Annotated in this window: 20 protein-coding genes, 1 tRNA gene, 1 pseudogene and 2 CRISPR repeat arrays; of the genes and pseudogenes, 2 read left to right on the top strand and 20 right to left on the bottom strand. The window is 47.6% G+C overall.

The window, feature by feature from the left end:
• Positions 1-68 precede the first annotated feature (68 nt).
• From H6F88_RS17500 to H6F88_RS17430, 16 genes are all read right to left on the bottom strand, one after another.
• The gene (locus tag H6F88_RS17500) at positions 69-1,532 is read right to left on the bottom strand and encodes a hypothetical protein (protein ID WP_190644019.1); all 1,464 of its coding nucleotides are present in this window, start codon (positions 1,530-1,532) and stop codon (positions 69-71) included.
• Positions 1,533-1,855: 323 nt separating this feature from the next.
• Complete coding sequence (locus H6F88_RS17495; RefSeq protein WP_190644018.1) at positions 1,856-2,164, bottom strand: hypothetical protein; 309 nt, start codon at positions 2,162-2,164, stop codon at positions 1,856-1,858.
• A gap of 2 nt (positions 2,165-2,166) precedes the next feature.
• A CRISPR array of direct repeats spans positions 2,167-5,397; the repeat unit is 37 nt; unit sequence GCTTCAACGGAGCCGCACGCTGAAGGTGCGGTGCAAC.
• A gap of 252 nt (positions 5,398-5,649) precedes the next feature.
• Entirely contained in the window at positions 5,650-7,317 is a 1,668-nt protein-coding gene (gene csb2 / locus H6F88_RS17490; protein WP_190644017.1) for a type I-U CRISPR-associated protein Csb2, read from the bottom strand.
• Positions 7,314-8,279: a type I-U CRISPR-associated RAMP protein Csb1/Cas7u gene (gene cas7u / locus H6F88_RS17485; RefSeq protein WP_190644016.1), complete on the bottom strand. Its 966-nt coding sequence runs from the start codon at positions 8,277-8,279 to the stop codon at positions 7,314-7,316. The genes csb2 and cas7u overlap by 4 nt, the downstream gene beginning before the upstream one ends.
• 2 nt (positions 8,280-8,281) lie before the next feature.
• Positions 8,282-10,429 (bottom strand): type I-U CRISPR-associated protein Csx17, encoded by a 2,148-nt coding sequence (csx17, locus tag H6F88_RS17480; RefSeq protein ID WP_190644015.1) that lies wholly within the window; start codon positions 10,427-10,429, stop codon positions 8,282-8,284.
• Positions 10,429-12,810 (bottom strand): CRISPR-associated helicase Cas3', encoded by a 2,382-nt coding sequence (gene cas3, locus H6F88_RS17475; protein ID WP_190644014.1) that lies wholly within the window; start codon positions 12,808-12,810, stop codon positions 10,429-10,431. Before cas3 ends, csx17 begins: the two co-directional genes overlap by 1 nt.
• Before the next feature lie 233 nt (positions 12,811-13,043).
• Positions 13,044-13,337 (bottom strand): hypothetical protein, encoded by a 294-nt coding sequence (locus H6F88_RS17470; RefSeq protein WP_190644013.1) that lies wholly within the window; start codon positions 13,335-13,337, stop codon positions 13,044-13,046.
• Between the two features lie 602 nt (positions 13,338-13,939).
• Positions 13,940-14,275: a hypothetical protein gene (locus tag H6F88_RS17465; RefSeq protein WP_190644012.1), complete on the bottom strand. Its 336-nt coding sequence runs from the start codon at positions 14,273-14,275 to the stop codon at positions 13,940-13,942.
• Between the two features lie 11 nt (positions 14,276-14,286).
• Positions 14,287-14,439 (bottom strand): hypothetical protein, encoded by a 153-nt coding sequence (locus tag H6F88_RS17460; RefSeq protein ID WP_190644011.1) that lies wholly within the window; start codon positions 14,437-14,439, stop codon positions 14,287-14,289.
• Positions 14,440-14,715: 276 nt separating this feature from the next.
• Entirely contained in the window at positions 14,716-14,955 is a 240-nt protein-coding gene (locus H6F88_RS17455; protein WP_190644010.1) for a hypothetical protein, read from the bottom strand.
• 34 nt (positions 14,956-14,989) lie between these two features.
• The gene (locus tag H6F88_RS17450; RefSeq protein ID WP_190644009.1) at positions 14,990-15,364 is read right to left on the bottom strand and encodes a hypothetical protein; all 375 of its coding nucleotides are present in this window, start codon (positions 15,362-15,364) and stop codon (positions 14,990-14,992) included.
• Positions 15,361-15,498 carry a hypothetical protein gene (locus H6F88_RS17445; RefSeq protein WP_190644008.1) on the bottom strand — a complete coding sequence of 46 codons (138 nt, stop codon included), beginning with the start codon at positions 15,496-15,498 and terminating at the stop codon, positions 15,361-15,363. The genes H6F88_RS17450 and H6F88_RS17445 overlap by 4 nt, the downstream gene beginning before the upstream one ends.
• A 151-nt stretch (positions 15,499-15,649) precedes the next feature.
• Positions 15,650-15,775: a hypothetical protein gene (locus H6F88_RS34055; RefSeq protein WP_277882193.1), complete on the bottom strand. Its 126-nt coding sequence runs from the start codon at positions 15,773-15,775 to the stop codon at positions 15,650-15,652.
• A gap of 103 nt (positions 15,776-15,878) precedes the next feature.
• Positions 15,879-16,982 (bottom strand): HNH endonuclease, encoded by a 1,104-nt coding sequence (locus H6F88_RS17440; RefSeq protein ID WP_199333658.1) that lies wholly within the window; start codon positions 16,980-16,982, stop codon positions 15,879-15,881.
• 146 nt (positions 16,983-17,128) lie between these two features.
• Positions 17,129-18,001 carry a hypothetical protein gene (locus tag H6F88_RS17435; protein ID WP_190644007.1) on the bottom strand — a complete coding sequence of 291 codons (873 nt, stop codon included), beginning with the start codon at positions 17,999-18,001 and terminating at the stop codon, positions 17,129-17,131.
• 159 nt (positions 18,002-18,160) lie between these two features.
• The gene (locus H6F88_RS17430) at positions 18,161-18,694 is read right to left on the bottom strand and encodes a thermonuclease family protein (RefSeq protein ID WP_190644006.1); all 534 of its coding nucleotides are present in this window, start codon (positions 18,692-18,694) and stop codon (positions 18,161-18,163) included.
• A gap of 15 nt (positions 18,695-18,709) precedes the next feature.
• Here H6F88_RS17430 and H6F88_RS17425 point away from each other — a divergent pair, with 15 nt between their 5' ends.
• Positions 18,710-18,955, top strand: a complete 246-nt coding sequence (locus H6F88_RS17425) for a hypothetical protein (RefSeq protein WP_190644005.1) — start codon at positions 18,710-18,712, stop codon at positions 18,953-18,955.
• Positions 18,956-18,987: 32 nt separating this feature from the next.
• Here H6F88_RS17425 and H6F88_RS33430 read toward each other — a convergent pair.
• A pseudogene (locus H6F88_RS33430) lies at positions 18,988-19,116 on the bottom strand (IS1 family transposase); the annotation flags it as partial.
• 206 nt (positions 19,117-19,322) lie between these two features.
• Positions 19,323-19,514, bottom strand: coding sequence for a hypothetical protein (locus H6F88_RS17420; RefSeq protein WP_190644004.1), 192 nt, complete (start codon positions 19,512-19,514; stop codon positions 19,323-19,325).
• Between the two features lie 157 nt (positions 19,515-19,671).
• On the opposite strand from H6F88_RS17420, the gene cas12k reads away from it, so the two are divergent.
• Entirely contained in the window at positions 19,672-21,765 is a 2,094-nt protein-coding gene (gene cas12k / locus H6F88_RS17415; RefSeq protein ID WP_190644003.1) for a type V CRISPR-associated protein Cas12k, read from the top strand.
• 659 nt (positions 21,766-22,424) lie between these two features.
• Positions 22,425-22,755: a CRISPR direct-repeat array (repeat unit 37 nt; unit sequence GTTGAGATCGCCGTTTGAGCGGTTCATGGATAGAAAG).
• A 453-nt stretch (positions 22,756-23,208) separates the two neighbouring features.
• Here the strand turns inward: cas12k and H6F88_RS17410 are convergent.
• Positions 23,209-23,281, bottom strand: a tRNA-Ala gene (locus tag H6F88_RS17410).
• 36 nt (positions 23,282-23,317) lie between these two features.
• Complete coding sequence (locus H6F88_RS17405) at positions 23,318-24,040, bottom strand: HAD family phosphatase (protein ID WP_190644002.1); 723 nt, start codon at positions 24,038-24,040, stop codon at positions 23,318-23,320.
• Between the last annotated feature and the right edge of the window lie 3 nt (positions 24,041-24,043).

Raw genomic sequence — 24,043 nt, 5'->3', positions numbered from 1 at the left:
GTGTAATCGATAGGGCAGCATCAACAGATAAAACGAATTTTAAACAAAAGTACTTAATTTTCCTTATCTTAGTGCATAGCTTCTTCCCTGCTTTTATCATTTACTGACATTGATTCCTCGCTGCTTTTCTCGTTTCCTGTTGACATTGAATATTTATTAACAAGTGCATCAAAGACACTATTAACAAAACGATCACTGAAGCCAATAAGGAAACATAAAACTAGTATGACTTCATTCTCTAAATTGCTTCCAGATTGTTGTCCCTCTGTCAGTAGGAATAACCCAGAAATTAGTACTAGATAGAATGCAGAACTAAGAACGACTCCTTGAATATGCCGTGTAAACATCCACTTAACAGCATCTTTAAACTCATAAACTGGTTTGCTATTAAAACGGTGTATTGTCGCTGCAAAACTTCCTATGAAGCTCCAAACTATAACAGGCCAAGGGATGCCTATAATCGGCAATAAAGTTTCATTCAATTCTGTCGGAACTTGAGGTGCCCATACATTGTTAACCTTTAAAATTATGGGCGTAGCAATGCACAGGCTAATAGTAAGTAATAGATAAAAGCTAACATATAACAATGTTTGATGGTGCCGCTTTCTATCTAACAGCAATAGCTTCTCAATATAAATTCGATGTCTTTCAATCTCAATCATAGTGCCTATTGCAGCCTGTGCCTCATGGCACAAAACATCTAAGGCTAAAGATTTCAACCAACTTGCACTTAGGTCGTTTGCGAGATGATTAATATTACTTAGATGACATTTTGCTTCTGCATTCAGCTCTTTATGTCCAATGTGAACTACCATATTTTGAATTAAAGCTTTTTTGGATATGGCGGGTCGTACTGCACTGTTATAGAGGTAATTGAGATTTTCTAATCTGAGGCTAACATCATCTGCAATAGAATTTATACGTTCCTGTAAGTTTAGCGAGTTTTGTGGAGCGTGGTTGTTAGAGATATCATTAGAGATGGTTGTTAATTCATTTAAGCAGCGCTTATCTAGGGAGGACAGTTCACAATCACTAAGCAAACTATACTCGTAAGAACTTGTTGGAGTTAAAAGTTTGTCACTGTCTTCTTCTTTGTATTTTGAAATCAAAGACTTATACCTAGAAATTTTCGGTTCGTCCTCCAAATAAGATAGACGTTTTTTATTAGAGAGGTTTGAAGGGAAGCGACTGGAGAAGTTTTTAAACGGCTGCATTGAAACTAAACCCTTAAACTCGTGACTATGCCGTTTGCGGAGCACTGAATATTCACAAAGTTGAGTAAGATAAATTAAAGCTTCCTCTGCAGGTCTAAGCTTAATCAAAATACTTCTTAATAGGTTTACGAAAGAAAGATTAGTAACATCTGTCCTATTTTCAGAAATTAGATCAATTAGGTTTCTAGGCTCATCCACATCTGTTTTAGTTGAGGTTGAAATCTTAAATGTAGACTCTAATTCAACGCTATTCTCCTGTTGAATTTTCCCATTTAGGGCTGAATGAGGACTACTGAGAGCATCTAGTTTTTCTTGCATAGGGATCAATAACTTTAGGAGGGTAGCCTAATTTATGACATCACCTATCTGTTTTCTCTTATCATTGAGTATCTTTCCTAAATTGATATAAATCTAAATATACTAATCTTCTACGTAAATTTCTGTATAGTGCCAAATTAAACGGCATCGAGGCAGATTGATGCTATTGGACTAGGCTGATTTCTACACATTTCCAGGACTTGAAGCTGCTGTCAAATTTGTCACTATGCACCCATACTTGCGGCTAAGTAATCAGCGAATACAAGCTTCACATCCTTAGGGACTTCAATTCAGCACTACAACAAGTAAAACGTCACTGCACGTTAACTTAGTCGTCTCTCCAAAGCTTCCACTCGTCGCTTTAAATTCTCCAGCTCATCTTGCGGATCTAGAGGCTGTAAATATGCTTTTAACGCCTCGATCGCCATCCTCGAGCGCTCTCCCCGATCGGTTGGCAGAAGCTCATCTATTTCAGGTGGAATTCTGACTGACAAAAGCGGGTTTGGCATGGTGACAGGCTGATGACAACTAATAGTGTGCTGATGATGAGCGATCGCTTCCTTGATGACAGGCTGATGACAAAACTGATGAGACCTGATGACCGCGATCGCCCGCTGCCTCAAGAAATGCATGAGCTTCAATGGAGCCGCACGCTGAAGGTACGGTGCAACCAGCCTCGACCTGGCAAGCCTGCTGATAGCAGCAGGCTGCTTCAACGGAGCCGCACGCTGAAGGTGCGGGGCAACCTCCTGTTTGGAAGAGTACACCTGACCAAGCATCGCTTCAACGGAGCCGCATCTATGATGTGCGGTGCAACCTGGGCAACTCACCCGTCGGTGAAATCATTGGGCAGCTTCAACGGAGCCGCATCTATGATGTGCGGTGCAACTCGTAGCCGCGATCGCCATTGGTCGAGTGCAAGGAGCTTCAAGGGAGCCGCACGCTGAAGGTGCGGGGCAACGTCAGTAGAGCAGATGTTTCAGATCTGGGCTGACTGGCTTCAACGGAGCTGCACGCTGAAGGTGCGGTACAACTTGGCAAGTCGTGGTCAATGATCTGTGGGGCCATGCTTCAACGGAGCCGCACGCTGAAGGTGCGGGGCAACGCGGCTTGGGTACAAATGTTCGATGCCGGAACCAACCTTCAACAGAGCCGCACGCTAAAGGTGCGGGGCAACCTCAGATCTCTTGGATCTGTAATGCCTAAAGTCATGCTTCAACAGAGCCGCACGTTCAAGGTGCGGGGCAACCTCCTAAACACCAAACAAGCGCAGCAAAACTTTGGGGCTTCAACAGAGCCGCACGCTCAAGGTGCAGGGCAACCGGCGTGGCGTTGGCTTCATTCCCTACGATTATCAGCTTCAACAGAGCCACACGCTAAAGGTGCGGGGCAACCTTTTGCTGCACGGCGTAGGAGATTTCCTACTACAGGCTTCAACAGAGCCGCACGCTAAAGGTGCGGGGTAACCTTACAGGATTGTTGCCCTATCTAACGGTGAGCCGCTTCAACAGAGCCGCACGCTAAAGGTACGGGGCAACGATAGCACTGGCACTATTTTCAACAACATATTTGCGCTTCAACAGAGCCGCACGCTAAAGGTACGGGGCAACCTAGCCAACCCCTACAAAACGGGGGAAGCGGTTGAGCTTCAACAGAGCCGCACGCTAAAGGTACGGGGCAACGTGCGTTAGACCCTGAGCCAAGTAAACCAGTAGGCACGCTTCAACAGAGCCGCACGCTAAAGGTACGGGGCAACTTTGGTGCCAACCTGAGATCGTTATTAGGGTTCATCACGCTTCAACAGAGCCGCACGCTAAAGGTACGGTGCAACGATATTTTGATTTCCCTTAAGGCACTGATGGGAGCCTTCAACAGAGCCGCACTCTAAAGGTGCGGGGCAACACAGCACAGTTGCGGGCAACCTATCCCCGCTTAGCCTGCTTTAAGGGAGCCGCACATCAGGGGTGCGGGGCAACATGAGCAAAAGCCCTCTCAGCGGCGTAACGCTTCTCGCTTCAACGGAGCCGCACGCTGAAGGTGCGGTGCAACTTAGAGCATTGCGAACTGGCTCATAGATTGTCTCGCTTCAACGGAGCCGCACGCTGAAGGTGCGGTGCAACCTGTTCCAGCTCCGGAGGCGAGGCATCCAGACGAGCTTCAACGGAGCCGCACGCTGAAGGTGCGGTGCAACCTGCTACAGAAAGAGAGTATGAGGCGTTTAATGCAGTTGCGCTTCAACGGAGCCGCACGCTGAAGGTGCGGTGCAACCAATCCTACAACCGGATTGTGAGGGAAGAATTTAGGGCTTCAACGGAGCCGCACGCTGAAGGTGCGGTGCAACTGCCGGGGGATTTGCTGCTTGGCTCAACTCCCGCCAGCTTCAACGGAGCCGCACGCTGAAGGTGCGGTGCAACCAGAATCTTGGCGGTTCAGATGAAGCTTCTCTACGCTTCAACGGAGCCGCACGCTGAAGGTGCGGTGCAACCTCTCATGTTCATCTCAAGAGAGTCACGAAACTCTTGCTTCAACGGAGCCGCACGCTGAAGGTGCGGTGCAACCAGGCAAGATATGGACTCACGCGCTTGATCTAAGTGCTTCAACGGAGCCGCACGCTGAAGGTGCGGTGCAACCGCCCGATCGACACTTCTAGCCGATTCCAGTTCGATGCTTCAACGGAGCCGCACGCTGAAGGTGCGGTGCAACCAGCGCCATTTTCAAGCGAATCGTCACGGCTTTCTGGCTTCAACGGAGCCGCACGCTGAAGGTGCGGTGCAACCACGGCGTCGAATCGATTCAGCGCATCCTGATGGAAGCTTCAACGGAGCCGCACGCTGAAGGTGCGGTGCAACGATGTGCCTCACGTTGTCCTACTTGTTTGGCTGGGGAGCTTCAACGGAGCCGCACGCTGAAGGTGCGGTGCAACCATCCGGGTCAGGGTGAAAGGCAAACTCATCAGCGATGCTTCAACGGAGCCGCACGCTGAAGGTGCGGTGCAACCTTAGAGCGTAGTGGGCTAGAGATTGCCGTGAATCCAGCTTCAACGGAGCCGCACGCTGAAGGTGCGGTGCAACACTAGATGAAATTAAGCGGCAACAGGAATTAGCTGCTTCAACGGAGCCGCACGCTGAAGGTGCGGTGCAACCTTGGCGGCCCGCAGGGCGCTGCCCCTTCTAACTGCTTCAACGGAGCCGCACGCTGAAGGTGCGGTGCAACCGCTAGGTGTCATCGTTCCACCCCCCCTGCGTTGGCTTCAACGGAGCCGCACGCTGAAGGTGCGGTGCAACCAGATTCAGAAGCAGCCCGTCTAAAGCTTCAGTCAGCTTCAACGGAGCCGCACGCTGAAGGTGCGGTGCAACCGGTCGCAGCTGGCGGTTCAGCTGCGCCACCGGCTGGCTTCAACGGAGCCGCACGCTGAAGGTGCGGTGCAACCAGCGTGATTCCAAGTCCGCGATCGCCTCAACAAAAACGCTTCAACGGAGCCGCACGCTGAAGGTGCGGTGCAACCGTAAAATCAATTATTCATTTGACCCCGAAGGCTTAGCTTCAACGGAGCCGCACGCTGAAGGTGCGGTGCAACCTGCATATGTGCCGCCAGTACGGGCAGGCAACTGGTGCTTCAACGGAGCCGCACGCTGAAGGTGCGGTGCAACTGGGCAGTCGCCAACTTGACGCAGATCCATCAATGCTTCAACGGAGCCGCACGCTGAAGGTGCGGTGCAACGTCGGAGAAGCGATCGCCAAACCCCAACAACCGGGCTTCAACGGAGCCGCACGCTGAAGGTGCGGTGCAACAAGCAATCCAATGTACTCCTTCACGATTGGGAGTTGGCTTCAACGGAGCCGCACGCTGAAGGTGCGGTGCAACTGCGGGCATCTGAAGAACTTACTATATGCGGTTTTCAAGGTTCTAATGCGCGAATCGATACTATGGGGTGCCCAAACACCAGAATTACGGCAAATCTGCTTCCAGAAAAATCCTTGAAAGCGACTCAAACCATGTAATCCAGTATTTGCGCGAATCGATTTCTGCAGCATTCTCTTATATTGCCTACTCTGCAAGGATTTACAGTCCAAACAGAGCTACTCGCATTCCTACACCTACCCACCCGCGCATATATCAAGCAGGTAAAAATATCCCTAAACCGAAGTGAGCCGCATAACCTAAAGCGATCGGGCCTACTTGAGATTCAGCAAACTCAATCTCTAACCAATATCCCCGATCAGATTCCTTTTTGCCATTGCCGTGATAGCGCCGACGCTGAAAAGCTTGCCATCGGTAGCCACTAAACTGCTTCCCTGCTTCCTCACTTAAGCACCTAACCCTCACTAGCAGTTTGCCATCTCCCTGCTGGTAGCCCAGCCAATCCCCCCCTTCATCTGGGCATTGAACCTCAACGCACTCGTCCAAAGATAGCTCCCGGTTCAAATGGTTAAGCAACTGTTTTAGCAGGCGCAGAGTTTGATGCTCAGCTCCATCAACCTGAAAGGATGTTCCAGAAATATATTTAGGATTGCCTCGACGATCGCGCTTTGGATGACGCGGTAGTACCAGTGGCGTTAAGCTTTGCCATCTACAACTTCTACCTAACAGAGGGGAAACTCCTGGCTGTTGTCTCTCACTGCTGTAGTCCTCTGTTCGTCCCAAAGAGACTAAGACGGTTTGAATGTTAAACCCTTCTGTCCCCCAAACTTTTGGAAGTTGACAAAGCGCTTTGATAGCCTGCTCCTCAAAGCCCCCAGCCGCATAAACCAATATGTGATCAATCTCCCCTTTGCGGTTCACCTCTGGCAAGTACCAAGCGTGCTTTTGTCCCTCCGCAGGTTTTGCCTTGCCTTCCTCGTCTAATTCATTTGAGTTACGACCAACAAAAATTGAATCTGCCTGCCCACTTTCATCCTTGCTCCATGCCATCAACCCTTGCCGAAATCGTTCCCCCAAAGAAACCGCTTCTGTCAGCTTGGGTAACACATTGGAAGAAAGTGCGAATCGGGCAAATGTTGGTGTATGCAACAGGGGAGGCTGCGATCGCTGTAGCTGCTGCTCTGGTGGCTCCAGTTCATACGTTATCCACCGTGTTCCTGGAATGCCGTTCCAGTTCTGTCCATGCAAATTGGCAATGTCCAACTCCAGCGCTTCCAAAATGTCAGCCGGGGCTTTCCATTTCGCTCTCCCTTTCTTCGGTTTGGGTAAAACAGCTAATGCTGCCTGAAACCCCTGTAAACCCTCAACAGTTAAGGGTGATAGCACATTCACCCGTTCCGCCCTAGAATTTGCTCCTTCGCCTGTAATCGGCTTGGCGTTACAGTGTTTTTTCGTTGCAACAACCTGCATCTCGACCCATGACTCTGCCCGTCCCAGGTAACTGACCTGCTGACAAAGCTGCTGAAGCAACTGCTGCTCTGATGAGCTTAAATCCACATCAGCCCATACCACCTGAATTTCTGCCTCAGAAGATAGTGCTCCACCAGGTAGGGCGTAGAAGGTATCAAACACCTTCGTTGTAGTCGCTTTACCTTCCTTCCAAATCGGCATATAGTGCCGAGTGTGAGCAGCAGTATGCTCTGGCAGCGCATAGCTCGGCGGTTGGTTGGCGAGGTTACTGAGCAACTGGAGCATCAGGGCGCGATTGGGTTGCTCTGGCAAGCGGTAGTAAGCAGATACCAATGCCCGCAAAATTCGCCAAGGGGAGGGAGGCCACTCGACTACCCCCTCATTCACCTGATGATCCCAAGGCGTTGCATGATAGCGTCCTGTAAGAAATTGAATAGAAAGTCCTACGCTCATTTTTTCTTCCCGCTTTCCTCAGCTTTGTACTGAACAACGGTGACAGGCGGATCTGCAAAGGCTGAAGAGGCTGCTGACACCATACTAGGGAGAGCTTTAGCTAGTTCTGAGCTGCTAGGCAGTTCAAAATCTTTCGGACGCTCGACAGTGATCGTAGTTGCTTCTAAATCGCAAGCGGTTCGTAGACGCAAACCTCGATCGAGGAACCGTTGGATCTTATAGAGAGCGATTGCAATCAGCAGATTTTCCAGATCAAGCCCCAAACGATAACCACGAATTTGCGCCAAGTCTAGGCTAAAGTAAGCCGTAATTTTCTCAGCGGTGTATTCCTCTCGATGATAAGGAATGTTGCCACCGCCCTTCTTCGCGTCAGCTTGGGGATTCACCCGGTCATTCTTGACTCCGCCTGAACTGACCACCGCAACATTGTATGCCTCGATGAAACCTGACAGCGCCCGCGCCAGTTTGAACCGCCCTCCGGCAATTTCCTTTTTTGCTAAAAAGATACCGTGCAAAAGGGAGTTGAGGTCATACCGGGTAAGTACTTGAGCCAACTTGTGAAAGTCTACTGCTCCCTCAGCAGGAGCGTCCAGCTCTACTCGTAACTGGTCAAAGAAGCTTCGGTCTTTGCCTTCCAAAATGTAGAAGGAATTAAGTCGATGCGCCTCTAAGAGGGAATTCGTAAGCACTTTATCATTCTGTTTCACCACCACGTAGGGAATACCTTGAAGTGGCGCAACGATATCCTGATTTGCTTCATCCCAAATGCTGGTCTCTAACCGATTGGCTACGCTTTGAGCTGACTCCAGCAGCAGCATCTGGGTTTTACCCTTATCAGGTAGCACATAGGTTGCAGCTCCCAAATCTGGAAAGCCTGTGGGCTGAAAACGTGTGCCTTGCAGTGGCTCCAGGTTTGCTTCAATCAGTAGTCTGGGGTGGTCTTTTAGAGCAGTAAAGTCCATAATTACTCCTTGGGGTCATCTTTGCGGATCTGCTTTAGTAATTGCGCCAGATCCAGGTCTGAAATTGGAAATGCCAAAGCAGATGCAATGCGAAGGGTGCGATCCTGCGGTTCGTATACCCCTTCAGTAAGGGCAGGGCTGAGTCCACTGGCATACAACCGTCGAATTGCCAGTTGCGTTGCGGTGTAGCAATCACCAGCCGACAGCTTCGCTATCAGTGCTGGAACTCTAGGTAAAGTTAGGTCTTGGGACAGAATGTAGCGTCCAAAGACCTTTTGACAGGCTTCTCGCTTGAGTTGACGACGATGGGCAATTACTGTCAGCGAGTAAGCAACGGGAACAGGTAATTTGGGCTGTTCCGGCAACTTGAAGAATTGAGACAGATCGACCAGACTTAGACCACGAGCGATCGCTTCCACAAGTTGATCATCAACGCTGGTGTTAATCCAGCGCACCACATCATCTAGAGCTGTAAACGGTTTATAGAGATTTGGCTGTTTGGAGAGTGATCCATCTTCCCTTTCCCGCCGCTGTACTTCAATCTCCTCTCGTTTCAGCAACTTGACCAAGTTACTCTTCAAATCCCCGGTTTCCCACGTGGTGGTGCCATCCTCGTTGTCAGCCCATTCCCAGAAACGGCGGTTTGCTGTTGGTCGTGCCCGCACCAATCGCTGTCGCAAGTTGTTACTTGCTAGGGCTAATCCCAAACGAAACTCGCTTGAACTATTCTGATCTGCACACGCATTGACCCAACTGGGTTTAAGTAGAGGTAGAGGACGTAGAAACTTTTCCTGCGCGAATTTCAAAGAATGATCCAACGCTGCCTCAGATTCACCCAGGGCCACTAGCACATCTAGCAAGGCTGCTTTTTCCCGGCTCAGTTGAATAATCACTGTCTCCAAGCGACGTTGTGCCCGTCTTATAGATGCGGGAGCGTTAGTATCTTGAGCTGCCCGCCTGAAGCTTTCAAGCCAGGGATCGATTTCTGTTAACCAATCAACTTGAGGGTTGGGTTTAGGGCGAAAGCGGTCGAGGGGAATAGCAAAGTATGACAGGCCATTACGAACCTGAAAGCTATAGCGGACAAACTCATCAATGCCCCGATCTCTACCTAGATTGGAAACAGCTCTGTAAAAGTCCACCCCGTAGCGGGCAGTACGATTGCCCACCTTGGCGCGTCCTTCACTGAACAAAATCTGTAGCTCTTTCAGTCCTGTTGGGGCAGACCAAAGCGGTGTCCACAGTTCTGCTCTTGCCTCATCCCCGTCAGAAGCACTGCCATACCCCACATTAGAAGGACGTACTGTGAATGGGTAAGCGAAACTGCCCTGATCTGATTGCTCATAGCGCCGGCTTGCCCCAGCCCTAAATAGCATGAGTCCTTCCAGCATCAGCACAAAATCCCAAGGATTAACCCTGGAATTAGCATCGTAACCGGGTGCTGCGTTGGCTCCCCCGGCTGCGATCGGGTTGAATTGTCCAATCTTGCCGCTGAAAGGGAGAGATGGCAGCGTTGCACCAAAGAGGGCAGCTTTCAGCAAAGAAAGAGCATTTATTGTCGGTTCACCCGTTGCAAAGTCGATCAGCTCCTGCAACTGCTGCATGAAAGTTCGGCTGAACTCAAAATTCCCATCGTTACCGCCTGTTCCTGTTAACGGGGGAAACTTGAGATCGTCCGATGTGACGAGGGCACAGGTATCCAGCCATTTCACAGCTTCATCAGGGAGGGTGTTCCGCAGTCGCTCCAACAGCCGCCGCTTCTCCTCCTTTTCCTTAGGTTGAACAGTCAATTTTAGCTTTCTAACTTCTTCTTGTGCTGTGGCGATCGTCTCACCATAGATTTGCAACCGCTCTGATTTTGCCTGCTGAATTGACTGTAACAACCGTTTCTGAGCAACATCCTTCTCATAAAACCCAGTACTACCATTCCAAGGAGCTACCAGCGGCGTTGGTTTGTAGCGAGTAAGAAAGAACGTTGCTAGTTCATCCTGTGTCAAATGTGTAACTAGAACAAAAGCATCGTTGTGCCAGTAGCCCTTTGCCTGTGGATCTTGCTTTTGCTCAACAATCAGCCGTAGAACGCCTAGCGCCTTAAGGTAATTGGATAGTGGTTCTGGGGTACAGCCGTCCAGGATAATGGATTCAGGCATTATTCAGTCACCTCCAGAATGTTAGGAGCATGTCTAGCAGAGCCGCGCCAGTCTGCGATCCGGATCAGAGTTTCCAGGAATGCCAGTCTGAAGGGGCCATACTCCTCCAACAGGGCAACTGCTTGGGTTGCCCACGATTCTCCATATTCACTGTCCCCTAGTCCCATACAGTTTAGGGAAAGCTCCTGGCTCTTGATTTTTGGATCTGCACCCAAGTCAATTTCTGGGATCTGGTCATGAACGCGATCGCCATGATGTACTCCAAGCGCGAACCGTTCCACACCATTCGGCTTTTCTGTAGGGCGGGGTTGAATGGTCATGCGAACTTTGCCATGATGACAGGCTGCTAAGTAACACAGCAAAAAGTCCTCCTGTTCTTGTAGAGCTAGCAGCGCACTAACTAACTCATGCCGAAATCCACGCCGATCAGCAGGCAATTGGTAGCGATCGTTCGGGTTTTTGAAGTCATGGTTTGATTTTGCCCACAGCGTCTCACCGATTTGTTCTGGTCGATTATGGGTTAGGACAGTTTGAAAGACTGGATGAGCCTTGCCCGCATCATGCCAGCGTCCAGCCCGTACTAGTAAATCAACAGGCAGATCAAGTGCTGGAAACTGCTGACATAGAGTTTCAACCTCCTCAGCGACATCTTGAGAATGGACAGCCAATTTGACAAACTCGGTTGCTCCCTGGCTCAAGTAGTCCCGCTCATCCTGGTCGGGAGCTATCCATTGATCCAACTCAACGGCTGGAGTTTGTGGTGCGTTGCCAGTAAAACCTAAAACGGGGTCATAGCCGCCTGCCGAACAATGCAGCAGTAAAGTCATTCCGGGATAGAAGGTTGTTGCTTCCTGCCAACCCCTTAAGCCGTCCCGTACCCAAACCTTCTGATTCTTGAGTTTGCTAAAGAACTCCCTGGCTCTCCCAATACTGACTCGGCAAAGTTCCTGCTGCTGGATGGCATTCATATCCTGTGGAGGTTTGGTATCTGACCAATCCCGCCATGCGATCGCAACATCAGTTTCATCCGATTCTCGAATAAACGACGAGATATCGATGTCATGCCCCGCCAAGTCGGTTGAGGTGTCAAATAGTTGTAGTAGATCGTGCTGACGTGGAATTAACCCTTCAACTTCCTCCTTAGGAGCTAGAACCTGTTTCAATGCCTCTGGACCTACATTAATCAGGTCTTTCAGCAGCGATCGTGCAGTATCTAACTGTTCAGCCTCATAGGGACTAGCATTCTTCTTCAAGTCAGGGATATCGATCCAATAAACAGTTGCCTTCTCAGGGCATTCACCGTAACGGTTACATCGCCCAAATCGTTGTACTAGTGATGACCAGGGAGCCAATTCGGTAAACAGAGTTTGAGCAGAAATATCAACCCCTGCTTCGATCGCCTGCGTTGCCACCAGAATTCCTGAAAGATTGCCCTCTCGCAGTTTTCGGTTGAGAGCCTGCCGTTCTGCTGCTCGAAAGCGTGAGTGAATCAGTGTTAATTCTTCGCTGGTTTGCTTTCCCAGAGCCTTGAGAAGTTCTTGGGCACGGCTGACTCGGTTGCAAATTACTAACGTTAGCGAACCGAGTTGGTGAGCAGCAATCACCTCCTTTGCCAGTTCTTTTGCGTAATCACCTTCTTTCCCTGTACACTCTGTTTCTGCTTTGACCAGCCGTTTCTGAGCCTGCATCCGCAACTTCAGCGTTTCGTTTAGAAAATCTGCCTCTGTGAGCTGGTGGGCTTGACTCAAATCAGGCTTGTAATTGACTGTCAACAGCAGTCCCGGTTCAAGGGTTGCGCTCATCCACAGGGATCGAGTGGTTCCGTAAGTTCTAAACATTTCTCGAAATCCTTGCAGTTGGGCTGTCGTCCTCAGTCCGGCTCCCATCAACTGGATTTCATCCATCACCCATAGGCAATCGCTGTTAAGTAGGGCAAAGTGGATTGGCCACTTATAGCGACTCATACCGTATCCTCGATTGAGCGCTCGACTGAGGAGCTGGTCTTGGGTGCCGATGAGAATGCAATTCTTCTCTGGATTAGCCTCCCATCGGTTGCTCACAGCTCCACCCATCAGCAGGTGTAGCCCGATCTCGTTGCTCAACCCTGCTTGTCTCAGCCAACTTTTTACTTCCGTATAGGTTTGCTCAACCAATGTTCGCATTGGCAAACAATAGACTAAGCGGCGGGGGGTTTGCTGGCGTGTTTCTTCGTCGGCATATAGCCTGCGCCAAAGCCAGCTCAACACCACTGCTACTGTTTTTCCTGCCCCAGTTGGCACATTCAGTAGAATAGGGAGTTCTGGTGCTGTTGCTAGTCGTTCTTGATATGGGAAGGGAGGTTTTTGAGTAATCTCAGCAAACCATCCAACATAATTCTGCATAACAAAGTGTCCGCAATGAAGCAGTTTTGGATCGCTCGAGTTGTGTTAATGCTTGACGAGTCGAGGACTATTAACCTCTTCGGCTATCTATGGGAGTAGTAAAATTGTTCTTCCCAACGTAGCCCGTCGAAATTTGAACGGCAAATAAATTTCTGTAGAACATTCAGTTCGCTTCATATTGGACAAGCCTATAGCTGGAGAGATATCTCTCCTCTCCAGCTATCCCAACTTTATTAGGTAGCGTGAACTAAAGGGCGAAAAATCAAGTTCCAGTGATAGTACCGCGTTCCTTGTTTACCTATGGGATAAGCAATCCATAGCCCTTCGTCAGTCCCAATCTCAAAGACCTTATGTTCCCGCGCAAATCTATCTAGCTTCCGAATAATTTGCGCTCGGTCGTGGCATTTATTGAGCTTAGGTTTCAGTTCGTCGTAAAGATATTTCGTCTTGCAATTTCGCTTGGTAATGACTTCCGATAACCCAAGAAGCATCTGAGCAAAGCGTGCGCTATCATCATTTGCAGGCATAAATCTTCTCCATCGAAGGTTTGCATGGCGTTGAACTAGGCATTCCCGCCGTGATTAGTCTGTTTCAGGAGCACCATCTTGTGGAGGTCTAGTCCAAAGGTGGTGCTCCTGATTTTTCATGAAAAAAGGTTTTGGACTTTGATTTTGATCTTAATTGCTTCTGAGTTAATTGTCCATGTATCCAGTAGGTTATCGCTAGTTAGACCATAAATCTGCATGACTAGCTAGGCTGTTAACCTTGACTCGTAGTAGATGCACAACTCCGGGAAGCGGACTCTCCTGGTTGAGATTGCTTAGTTCAAATGGGGCCGCGCACTATAGCGCGGTAAACTGCTCTTTATCCAGTAGCGCATCGCGAGTTAGCTTCAATGGGGCTGCTCTAGGAGCAGAGTTAGGATACCTCTGATTACTCTACACAGCATTGAGCCGAGATGAGTGTAAGACTTCACGACAAGCTCGTAAGTATACAAACACCTCTAATCTCTTACTTAAGAAGAGCCTATTTCACGAACTATAGAGGCATATTCAATAGCAAATTCACCCTCCTAAAAAAGCTGGTAGGGATTCCAATTTATAGCGTTCTGTGGCAATAGATGACTAAATCAACAGTTAATCTTGTCCCGTAAAGTACGCCTTAAATCCCCAGAAATGGGCAATCCACCAATCTCACCACATAATCTGGACCTAACTTCCCCCTTGCGTACACGCTCTTGATAAATAGCAATCAGTAGGGCTTCAAGACCATACTTCGTGAGCATATCGGCGGCTAACCCAACGATTCCAAGCAATACAATGCCACCAATCATTCCACCTGGGCCCAGCATTGCCAAAGCTGCGGTGATTGCAGCTGCCCCCACTAGCCCTGTTGTAGCCATTGTGATCAGTAGCACAACCACGGGCAGTCCGATTCCGGCAGCTTTTCTAACAAACTCGTCCATACAATAAAGACCTATATGAGTAAATGAATTGGCTGACGCACAATCAAGTTTTTTACAACCAGCGGTTTTTCACCACAAGTGTCATCAACCTCACTGTGTTGGTCACTTAAGTCAAAACGATGCACCGTTTTGACCTGTCGAACTACCCTAGAATATTGCGCCATCCGATATACCGAACCGGTTGAAGCTTTGCAGTGCAAAAAGTACTCTCTTCACTTCGGAAGCATTTTGCGTAACCCGATTCAGTTTTCCCAGAATCTAGCCTCGGTTACTGCACTACTGCATCATCTTCAAAATCCTTTAATAATCGAGCAATTGCCACCTACACTACTCAACTATTAGTTTTGCCCTTCCAAATGCTAAGACTAATAGTTTCTACTATTGAAAATTCTCTGTTATCTGCTTTAGGCAGATGCCCTTGAACATCTGTAGCGATCGGCTCAAAGATCATCTGCTCCTTCTTGGTCAATCTTGGACAGAAAACTTGCCCCATGTTGAGTAATCAGATGGTTTCCTTCTGCCGTGTCAAGCACAACCTTGACTGACCCAGCGCCATCTTCCTCAACCAACTCGTTCGCTCTCTCCAAAGCAGCGATCGCATCCGGATCGCCCTGCTGCGCCAACACGGTAAGCAGGTTGGTAACGGTCTGGTTAACAGATTTGGAAACTGGCTCTGACATAGTTTCGACCTTTTGCAGCAATTGACCTAGCATTCTACGGCATTACTGCATCATCCTTCATGTCCTTTAGCAATTGAGCGATCGCCCCTCTCACCCACACTGCTTTTTTCTGGTGCTGCCGGATCATCTGAATCGAGAATTCTTCATGTAGTGATAGCGGTAGGTCAACTGTGAAGCGCTTAGTCGGTCTTCTCAAAGGTGCAGGTTGAGCGATCGACCCTAGCTGTGGGTTCTCAATCATCAGCCGAAAGAGTTCTGCCTTACTGATGCCTTGTCGCTCGGCTAGGGCTGAAAACTGCTGATGCTGGGAGAGCGGCAAATCTACGGTGAAGCGAACTGTTTCTTCGGCAGTTGTGGTCATATCGGAATAGGGAGAAGGGAAAGGATTAAAAATTGTCTGGCTTTTCATCCTGGCTGATCGCCTCCCCACCCTGGCGACGGCTCCGAAATCACATACCGCTCCCGCAATGCCCTTGCCGTGCGCTCAATCTCAGCATCCTCCAACACTTGCAGGATAGCCGCCGCTTCTGGGTCTGGAAGCATTGGTTTCAGGTAGCATCAACGGTTCCCGCCGCCGCAACGTTGGAGTTCCTGCTGCTGCGATATCAATCCCCGGTGCATCTTGCCCCAGCGTGGCCCATAGCCTGATGTAAAAAAAACATGAGCAGGGTAGATATAGCTATGAAGGCTTTCGCTAGATGGATTTTGGTAAGTAGGTGTCTGCTATCGCTAGGAGTGGGATTGCCTGGGCTTGGACGATGCCAGCAGAGAGGGCGATAGTCGTTCCTGTAAAGAATTCTGCGATTAACTGTTGTTTCATGAGAGTGAGGAGTGAAGTGTAGTCCTCACTTACTCGCCAACTGCTAGCAGAGTCCTCTGTGGTTTTACGCAGTAGAAGGATAACATTGTAGACCTGCATTCCTCTACTCAAATTTCCATTTACTTAAAGCTATAAGGTAGTGACATTTTAACAGGCTTTTATTAGCTAGAAGCTTGAGCGAAGGATCTAATAGTTGATTTTCTAATATTTTATATTCTGTGTTTAATAATTGGAGGGCTATTTTAATAGTATTGTTTTTTGGGTTGATAGTAAGCAAATAGCGATCAAAAAGGGTATGGATATCAGCTCTCAAAAGCAATCCATTCTGAACAATATTTGTTGCTTTCCCTTGATAGGGATGGATATGGGCAGCTTCTAGTACGTCTTCTACACCACAGCCTGTTACAATGCATCTCTTATAAACTTCGATCAACTTCTGTCTAAACTGCGGTTGTCCTTGGCGCAGAACTATAGATGTCTCAATATATTTTCTTGCGTCCTTAAAGCTTTTGTATTCAAAAGATTTTTCATCAATAAGGATATTTTCGTTAATTAAATTAATTTTGTCTTTGAATTGCTGGATTTCCTGAGTTTCACTGTCAATCTTATCAACTATCCAATCCAAAACTTTGCAAAAAGATTCAGGGTTTGGTATGTCACTGTATTTCAAGTTTTTCCTCCTATTTGGGTTTAACCCCCTTTGGATACCTATCCTGCTTAACTTAACGATTCCCTCATTTCGATCTTCTTCCTCTTCTAATAAGTAGATCGGCTCCTTCTTAGATCTTCGATCTCTAAATGGAATTTCTATATCCTCTCTTTTATGAATAAATGGCGAAAAAGTGACTACCCTTTTTCCAGCGTGGTAAACATTGAGAAATGGGGTTTTAACCATAGATGGTAATATCGCTGTTTGAAGTTTTGCCCATTCAAGCAATACTTTTGCCGTTTCAATTTCTTTGGCTGTAAATTTTTCACCTGAATCGTTAGACTCTTGCATCCGTCTAAAAAACTCTTGGTAAAGAGTACCTACAATGTTTTGATAATCAAAACTTGACAGAGAATATTTATTAGATAATTCTCCAATGAACTCTTCTCGGTTTTTTGCATTTATTAGTTTACTTTTAAGGTTTTTGTCCTCAAAAAGTTGCTTTCCTTCTTGAGGAATAGCTAAAGAATCTACCCAACTGCTTTTTGCATCTGCCATACAGTTTTCCAAAAAAGCCTCAAATTGAGCGCGTTAATTAATTAGTTAAATTGACAAGTTACTTCACTAGAAAAGCGATCGCCAGTATGAGTAGTGATCGCCAAAGGTGTTCTACTTAAAGACTACTTAAAGACTACTCAATCTGCTTAATTGCCTCTAATTCTTACTCCAGGAATGGGTACAGCATACGTGATGTTTCCTATTCTCTGTGAAATAGAATTAGCTTGCTTAACACGGATGTTATATTGATCAATTGCAAAACTGTAGTTTGAGTAAAAAGCTTCGTACTCACTTAAGGCACTGTTATAAGAAGTGATAGTTGTATTATGTTCATCTATTAATTCAGAATAACTTTGGTATAGGGATGAAGGAATACCATTTGGATATCTTTGCTCCATTGATCTAATATATGTTTCTGAAAATTTAATTTTTTGGTCTAGTCCGTTCAAGTGGGAATCCATTTTACTAAGATGAGACTCCATTGCTTCAATATTAGGAAGACTTGCATCAATTTCTCTTTTAACGCTATCGAATTGAACTTGAAGCTTTTGGTGTGAAACCACTGACAAGCCATTGCCTATAAGAAAAATAGCTAAAACAATCGCAAGTCCACCCATCTGAAGGCTTCCCCTTCTGCTTAAGAGGGTTTTGTATGTTAGTCGGGTAGTAGCTTTCTCCAGTTTTTTCGGCGCTAACCAAGATAAATTCGTCTGCTTTTCTACTTCAAACTCCTGATTCCAAGCAGAGTCAAAAGTATCCTTCCGCCGTCCATAAACCTTTATTTTCTTAATCTTTCCCGATAGATTCAACTTTAGGTTTCTTGCCTCTTCCTGAATCAATAGGACAACCTGCTGCTTTGGCACCTCGGTTGACTCTAGCACCACATGTAAGCAACTATCTTTAAGTGAAATTTTGGCAGTTATATTGTCTGGTTGGAGCCGAAAATTTATCAAAGTAGCGATCGCTTTTGTATCCCCCTGCTTTGCAAGTTCAAAAAGATTAGGTTGTGCGGTTGTCATAGGAATAAAGTGGATTTGGTATGGCGACTTTAACTTTTAGAGTTCCCCAGTTAGAGTTGAAAGTTGGAACTGTGGGAGAACGCAAAAAAGCGATCGCCAGTATGAGGAGCGATCGCCCAAGGTGTCTATGAAAACGTAAACGCTTTGTTTACTCTGTCATTATTCCCGCTGTGCCCGACGATACTCCCAAGGGCGCTGATGCTCACCATTCCACACCCCAACCTTATTCTCCTGGGCCATTGCCTCAGCCATTCGCATCGATTCACTGTTAGGGCACCCATCAACGTACTCAGGGTAAACATAAGCCAGCCCTGCCGTCAGCAACTCTTGCTGAATGAACGTTTCCTCTTCCCCGCTCCCAGCAATGAACACCTCAGCGATTTGGCGACCATAGCGATCGCGTTCCACGGGGACAATGCCAACCTCTTCACCCTCAACCAAGCTTCTCACTAAGGCTTCAGCTTCAGCCCCAAGTGGCTGCTCTGCCTCCGGCGCATCAATTCCACAAAGTCGGATTTTTTCAGTTGCCTGACCATGCTGAACTGTGAACGTGTCACCATCGATTACCTCCCCTGCTTGCCAGTACTGGGTATCAATTCCCTGTGATTGCTTCCAGAGCTGCCACCCTACCCCTAGTAGAGCCGCGATCGCACTGATCGATAACAGCACCAAAGCCCATTTGATAGTTCTCATTCCGTAGATTTTGTGATGTGTTCTGAGTGTTTTGGCGATTACAGTCCGCCTGATGTCATTTTTCCCAATCACAAAAAGGACTTTATGTTCAATAAGAAACTTGCTCGTGCTGTTGCGGTCTTTGGTTTTGCGCTGTCTGCAATTATTCCAGCCCTACCTGCCGCCGCTGCGGTGCCTGCTGACGTTTTCATGGACTCACAAGGTAAAGTTTACGTTTATGGCTCAACGGCTACAAACCTTGGACAATCCGCCAGAATTTAGACGGATGATCCTCTTAATAGCTGCCAGATTCAGTTGAAATAGCTAATCACCAATCGCACCGTCCCCTCCGTCCGCTGCCACACTTTGCCACACTTGTTCTGCCGTCAATGCCAGCGTCTGCTCCGTTGCCGCAAAATTTCATTGGGCTGTTGCAAGACCTGTCTCGCTCTTCTGCGAGTAGCTTCAAGGGAGCCGCACGTTTAAGGTGCGGTGCAACAACCTTGCTCCGTCAGCTGACCACGTCCTTTTTTATGCTTTAACGGAGCCGCACACGAAGGTGCGGTGCAACCGGCAGCAAGCCGAAGTGAAAACGGAAGGCGATCGAAAACCTTGCTCGATTAGTAGCCGGTCGTCCCGATCAGCAAGACTATGGGTGCTTAGGCTTAGTAGGCGGTGGCTCTTTTCTAATTTGGATTTTTCCTTCCCGCTCCGCTTCATCGATCGCGCGTTGCAAGATGTAGCCTGCTAGTCCAGCAACTGTGCGGTCATCAGACTCAGCCCACTGCTCAAGCTTCTTGTAGTAGGGGTCAGGAATGGATATTGAGATCCGCTTTGGCATTTCGGACTATGTATATTTTCTTCCCCAAATCATACGGCTGCTTCTGCTGTTACACTCGTTTGCTGCTTTTTTACAGCTTTGTAATTGCAATATTGCAGCAACTTTGGTAGTTTCGACTTATTCAGATGCTCGATCGCTTACTGCTGGGTTGAGGGCAATGAGTTTACTTACAATTCGAGCGCGAGTCGTTCCAAGCGAGCGAACAGCAAGTCGAAAAACAAAGAAAAATGTGGTTTTTGCCTATCCCAGCGGGAAGGTGAAGCGAGAAACCTGGAAAGAATCAGTAATAGTCTCGAATTTAATTGAAGATCTACGAGTTGCCGTTGCTGAACATAAGGATTTTGAAAGCTGGAGGCAAGAAGGAAAAATTTCTGACGAAGAACTCAAAAAGCTCTGGAATACTCACCGGAGAAGCTCACCCTATCAAGAGCTACCGGAGCGATTAGCGCGATCAGCCTGGTTCGTTACCGGAACTATTTACGATAGCTGGTTCGCCTTACGACAGGATTTGCAGCTTCAGATTGACAAACTGACTTCTTGGCTGCGCGTGGCAAAAGCCGATGTTGAATTAGTTGAAGCCTGTGGCTGTGAACTAGAACAAATTAAAACTAGGGCACATGAAATCCTTACAGCAGTCAAAGCCCAGTTAGAGGCTAAAAAATCTGAACCACCTGCTAAGACAACTGGACAAAATCAACCTCAAGCTCAAACAAAAACAACGCAGAAGAAACAATCAACTACTGCAGCTACGCGAAGCAGCAAGACTGCAAGCTCCCTGATTGATGCCTTGATAGAAAAGTACACTGAGCTTAAAAGCAGCGATCCTTTAAGTCAGTGTGCAATCGCACACCTAATTAAAAACGAAGGTAAGGTCGCGAAGCGACGGGAAAATATCAAGCAGTTCTTGAAAAAAGTCAACACCAAGAAAAAGCGGATTGAGCGACTAGAAGTGCAGTTAGCAGGCAGCCTACCAAAGGGTAGAGACTTAACTGGCGCAAAATTTGTAGAAGCTTTGGAAACAGCAACTCAACAGGTTCCAAAGGATAACGATGAACTACGGGCTTGGCAAGCAAGTCTTCTAAGGAGACCGAAAAATGTCCCCTATCCTATCCTCTTCCACAGCAGCGATGATCTCCAATGGTGTTTGCTGAAACGGAAAGATTCAATCACTGCTATAGAAGTAAAAGATCGAATTTATGTCCACTTCAAGGGTATGGAGAGTGAGCAAGTATTTGAAATCTGCTGCGGTCGCCGTCAACTACCACTTTTTCAGCAATTTCTGAAAGATTGGGAGACATTTTCCTCTAATCGAGATCAATATTCGACAAGCCCATTTTTGCTTTGTTCAGCCGCTCTGATTTGGGAAGAACGACAGGACAGCGGCTCTAAAGCGCCAGGACAAGAAAACAGCCATCCATGCGATCGCTACGACCTCTACCTGCACTGTGCGATCGAGCATCATGCACTGACAGAGGCAGGAACAGAGCTATTAATTGCCCAAAAAAGTGCAGCAGTCAACCGGCTCATTAAGAGCTATGAAACTAAACAAGAAACTGAAGAGTTAACCGAAAAACAACAGGAGCATCTAAACAAACTTCAGAGTCAGCTTAAGAAGCTTGAGAATCCCTATCCTCGCTCCAAAAAGCCGCTCTATAAAGGTAATTCCGATATTGTAGTTGGGCTTGCTTTTAGTCGAAAAGAAGTGGTGACGGTGGCAGTCGTTGATGGGGCAACAGGCAAGTTAATCACCTACCGAAATGTTCGTCAACTGCTAGGCAAGAATTACTCACTACTTGCTGAGTATCGGCTTAAGCAAAAGCATAATGCCCATCAGCGTCATAAGAACCAAGTCCAAGGTCGAACTCGACAAATTACTGAATCAGAGCAGGGAAAGTATCTCGATCGCCTGATTGCGAAAGCAATTGTTGAACTTGCTCGCAAACATCTAGCAGGCAGTATTGCCATGCCCAATGTGAAAGGAATCAGAGAACGCTTAGTCAGTGCGATCGAAGCAAGAGCAGAAGAACGTTTTCCAGGCGATGTTGAGAAACAGGATGCCTTCAGTAAGCAATACAAAATCAATCATCATAACTGGAGCTACAGCAGGCTAGCTCAATTTATTACAGACAAGGCTGAACAATCGGAAATTAAGATCGAGCGTGGTTTTCAGCCGATAGACGGGATGTTGACTGCCCAAGCCGAAGCAGTTGCACGCTCAGCCTTAGAGCGCAGAAAGCCGCACACGGCCTAGCCAAAAATTGAACCTTGAAAGTAGAATAAGTGGCAATCGCGCCTACACTCAGGTTTGAAGGAACCTCTGAGTGGAGGAAAGGGGTGAGTTTTACCACCGTCAGGTGGGTTCTTTCCGACCCTGGTAGATGGCTCCTACTTGGAGTCCTGCACGCCCTGAAGCTGCCCTTGTGGACAGGTCTTCCTGTCAGCAAGTTGTGTTTGTTAGTAGGCTCGCCTTATTAACAAGCCGGGAAGCCATGCGTATTAGAGTTTGCCCTCTAGCAAGTATGGCATAGGTCGCTCCCACGCAAAAGGGTAAAACTCTCGTCGTCAAAGTCGCTTTGGCGGTGAGAGCGAAGGTTACTTCGGTATCAGGCTCACCTTAGTGGTGAGTGTGCTACCACGCAGCTACCGAACCGCCCACTAGAGCTTGGCTTGCCAGGTGATAGGTGGGTATCCACAAATCCTTCACTATTTTGGCAAACCGAAGCGGGAGCATTTTTCCCGGTCAGTTTGCCAAAAGGCTACAAATTCTTTTCTAGTCTGGACTACAAAGATTTTGATTCTCTCTTTTGAGGGTCTGAATTTTGAAAAATTAAGGCGCTTGCCGAGCAATCCGAAGAACTTTGCCAATCCCCTGCAAGCAGCCGGTCTGGATAAGGATCTGAATTAGCTAGAGTTGAGATCGCCGTTTGAGCGGTTCATGGATAGAAAGCGAACGGGAAACTAAGAACTGTTTTGAGGGGGTATGGTTGAGATCGCCGTTTGAGCGGTTCATGGATAGAAAGAAGATGGGTGAATACGATGTGACACCCTCAGAATCTAGTTGAGATCGCCGTTTGAGCGGTTCATGGATAGAAAGCTAGCAACTGATTCAAGGAATCCTGACGAGAAGGAATGTTGAGATTGCCGTTTGAGCGGTTCATGGATAGAAAGATGCGATGTTCAGCAACGGGATCTATTACGATCGGGGTTGAGATCGCCGTTTGAGCGGTTCATGGATAGAAAGTTCAGAACTTGCTGTTGATTCTGAGACTAGAGTGAATCTTCGACCAAAATTTCAGCAGTTGGCGTATAGAGTTCTGGCTTGTTTGAGTTTACAGCCAGACTTAATGCCAAGTTTTGATTGCCTATCCAACAGTTGGTTAGTGGTAGGTATTGAAAAGAATAAATATGGATAGAAAGGAGTGCTGCGATCGCGCTACAGACGATCGTTTGCCAATCACTCTGCCTACATCCCTCTACAGGGCAGCAAGGGCATGAGTGATTTGTGACAATATCTCCTTAAAACTGAAATTTCAAAGCAAAAAAAGCAGTAAATCAGGAGGTGCCGCTTGAAACCCTTGAAAATACGTTGCTCGACTAAATTCTTTGACAAGAGTTCCTTAAAACTGACAAATAGCTCCTTAACGGACAAAACGGGCGAAACTGTTACCAGAATCTCTTTACATAGAAAATTTGATGGAGAATAGGGGATTCGAACCCCTGACCTCTGCGGTGCGATCGCAGCACTCTACCAGCTGAGCTAATTCCCCAAGTTGCTTTTGCATTTTATAGCACTGTTGCTCAAGTTAGCCGACTGCTTGGCGAGGTTTTGCCCGTTCAAATACCTGCCGCACTCGATCTAGCTCCAATTCTGAAAGATAGTCCACTGCCCAGTTTGACTGACGCTGCATCATGTGAAACGGGTAAGTGTTGGCAACTCCGACAACCTGCATTCCAGCCCGTTTGGCTGCCTCAATTCCCGCTGGGGTGTCTTCGATCGCCAGACACTCTATCGGCTCTAGCTTGAGCGTCGGATATTGCTGATTTAGCTGTTCCACTGCCAGCAGGTACCCAGTGGGGTCTGGTTTGCTGGTTTTGATATCGTCTCCTGCCACAATTAATGAAAAGGCTTGGGTCAGGTCGGCTCGGCTTAACACGAGTTCCACTTCTGATCGCAAGGCACCACTGACGACCGCCATCTTGATCTGAGCCGATCGCAACTGAAAGATTAGATCGGGTAGCCCTGGATAGATCGGCAGCTTGTCGATCGCCTCTAACTGCTGTTGATAGAGCTTTGATTTTCGGGTAATCAGTTGATCCAGGTATTCTTCTGTGACGATGCGCCCCCGACGCTGCAATAGGTCTGTGAGACAGACGCGATCGCTTTTCCCCAGGCAAACTTCCCAAAACTCTCCTGGCTTGGGGCGCAAGTTTTCCTGAATCAAAAGTTCGTCAATCAGCTTTTGGTGGAGCGGTTCATCATTGATGATCACACCATTGAAATCAAACAAAACTGCCTTGAGGGTCATACT

The sequence above is a fragment of the Oculatella sp. FACHB-28 genome (assembly GCF_014696015.1).
In the GTDB taxonomy this organism is placed as follows: domain Bacteria; phylum Cyanobacteriota; class Cyanobacteriia; order Elainellales; family Elainellaceae; genus JAAUTN01.
Note: the sequence above shows the minus strand (reverse complement) of the source record. Positions and strands in the feature narration are given on the sequence as shown.

Coding starts and splice junctions, on each gene's coding strand:
- H6F88_RS17425 (WP_190644005.1), top strand. CDS start 18,710: ATGTGTTCTGAGTGTTTTGGCGATTACAGTCCGCCTGATGTCATTTTT.
- H6F88_RS17465 (WP_190644012.1), bottom strand. CDS start 14,275: ATGGACGAGTTTGTTAGAAAAGCTGCCGGAATCGGACTGCCCGTGGTT.
- H6F88_RS17430 (WP_190644006.1), bottom strand. CDS start 18,694: ATGAGAACTATCAAATGGGCTTTGGTGCTGTTATCGATCAGTGCGATC.
- H6F88_RS17435 (WP_190644007.1), bottom strand. CDS start 18,001: ATGACAACCGCACAACCTAATCTTTTTGAACTTGCAAAGCAGGGGGAT.
- H6F88_RS17470 (WP_190644013.1), bottom strand. CDS start 13,337: ATGCCTGCAAATGATGATAGCGCACGCTTTGCTCAGATGCTTCTTGGG.
- H6F88_RS17405 (WP_190644002.1), bottom strand. CDS start 24,040: ATGACCCTCAAGGCAGTTTTGTTTGATTTCAATGGTGTGATCATCAAT.
- csb2 (WP_190644017.1), bottom strand. CDS start 7,317: ATGAGCGTAGGACTTTCTATTCAATTTCTTACAGGACGCTATCATGCA.
- csx17 (WP_190644015.1), bottom strand. CDS start 10,429: ATGCCTGAATCCATTATCCTGGACGGCTGTACCCCAGAACCACTATCC.
- H6F88_RS17440 (WP_199333658.1), bottom strand. CDS start 16,982: ATGGCAGATGCAAAAAGCAGTTGGGTAGATTCTTTAGCTATTCCTCAA.
- H6F88_RS17455 (WP_190644010.1), bottom strand. CDS start 14,955: ATGTCAGAGCCAGTTTCCAAATCTGTTAACCAGACCGTTACCAACCTG.
- cas7u (WP_190644016.1), bottom strand. CDS start 8,279: ATGGACTTTACTGCTCTAAAAGACCACCCCAGACTACTGATTGAAGCA.
- H6F88_RS17445 (WP_190644008.1), bottom strand. CDS start 15,498: ATGCTTCCAGACCCAGAAGCGGCGGCTATCCTGCAAGTGTTGGAGGAT.
- H6F88_RS17500 (WP_190644019.1), bottom strand. CDS start 1,532: ATGCAAGAAAAACTAGATGCTCTCAGTAGTCCTCATTCAGCCCTAAAT.
- H6F88_RS17450 (WP_190644009.1), bottom strand. CDS start 15,364: ATGAAAAGCCAGACAATTTTTAATCCTTTCCCTTCTCCCTATTCCGAT.
- cas3 (WP_190644014.1), bottom strand. CDS start 12,810: ATGCAGAATTATGTTGGATGGTTTGCTGAGATTACTCAAAAACCTCCC.
- H6F88_RS17420 (WP_190644004.1), bottom strand. CDS start 19,514: ATGCCAAAGCGGATCTCAATATCCATTCCTGACCCCTACTACAAGAAG.
- H6F88_RS17495 (WP_190644018.1), bottom strand. CDS start 2,164: ATGCATTTCTTGAGGCAGCGGGCGATCGCGGTCATCAGGTCTCATCAG.
- cas12k (WP_190644003.1), top strand. CDS start 19,672: ATGAGTTTACTTACAATTCGAGCGCGAGTCGTTCCAAGCGAGCGAACA.
- H6F88_RS34055 (WP_277882193.1), bottom strand. CDS start 15,775: ATGAAACAACAGTTAATCGCAGAATTCTTTACAGGAACGACTATCGCC.
- H6F88_RS17460 (WP_190644011.1), bottom strand. CDS start 14,439: ATGGCGCAATATTCTAGGGTAGTTCGACAGGTCAAAACGGTGCATCGT.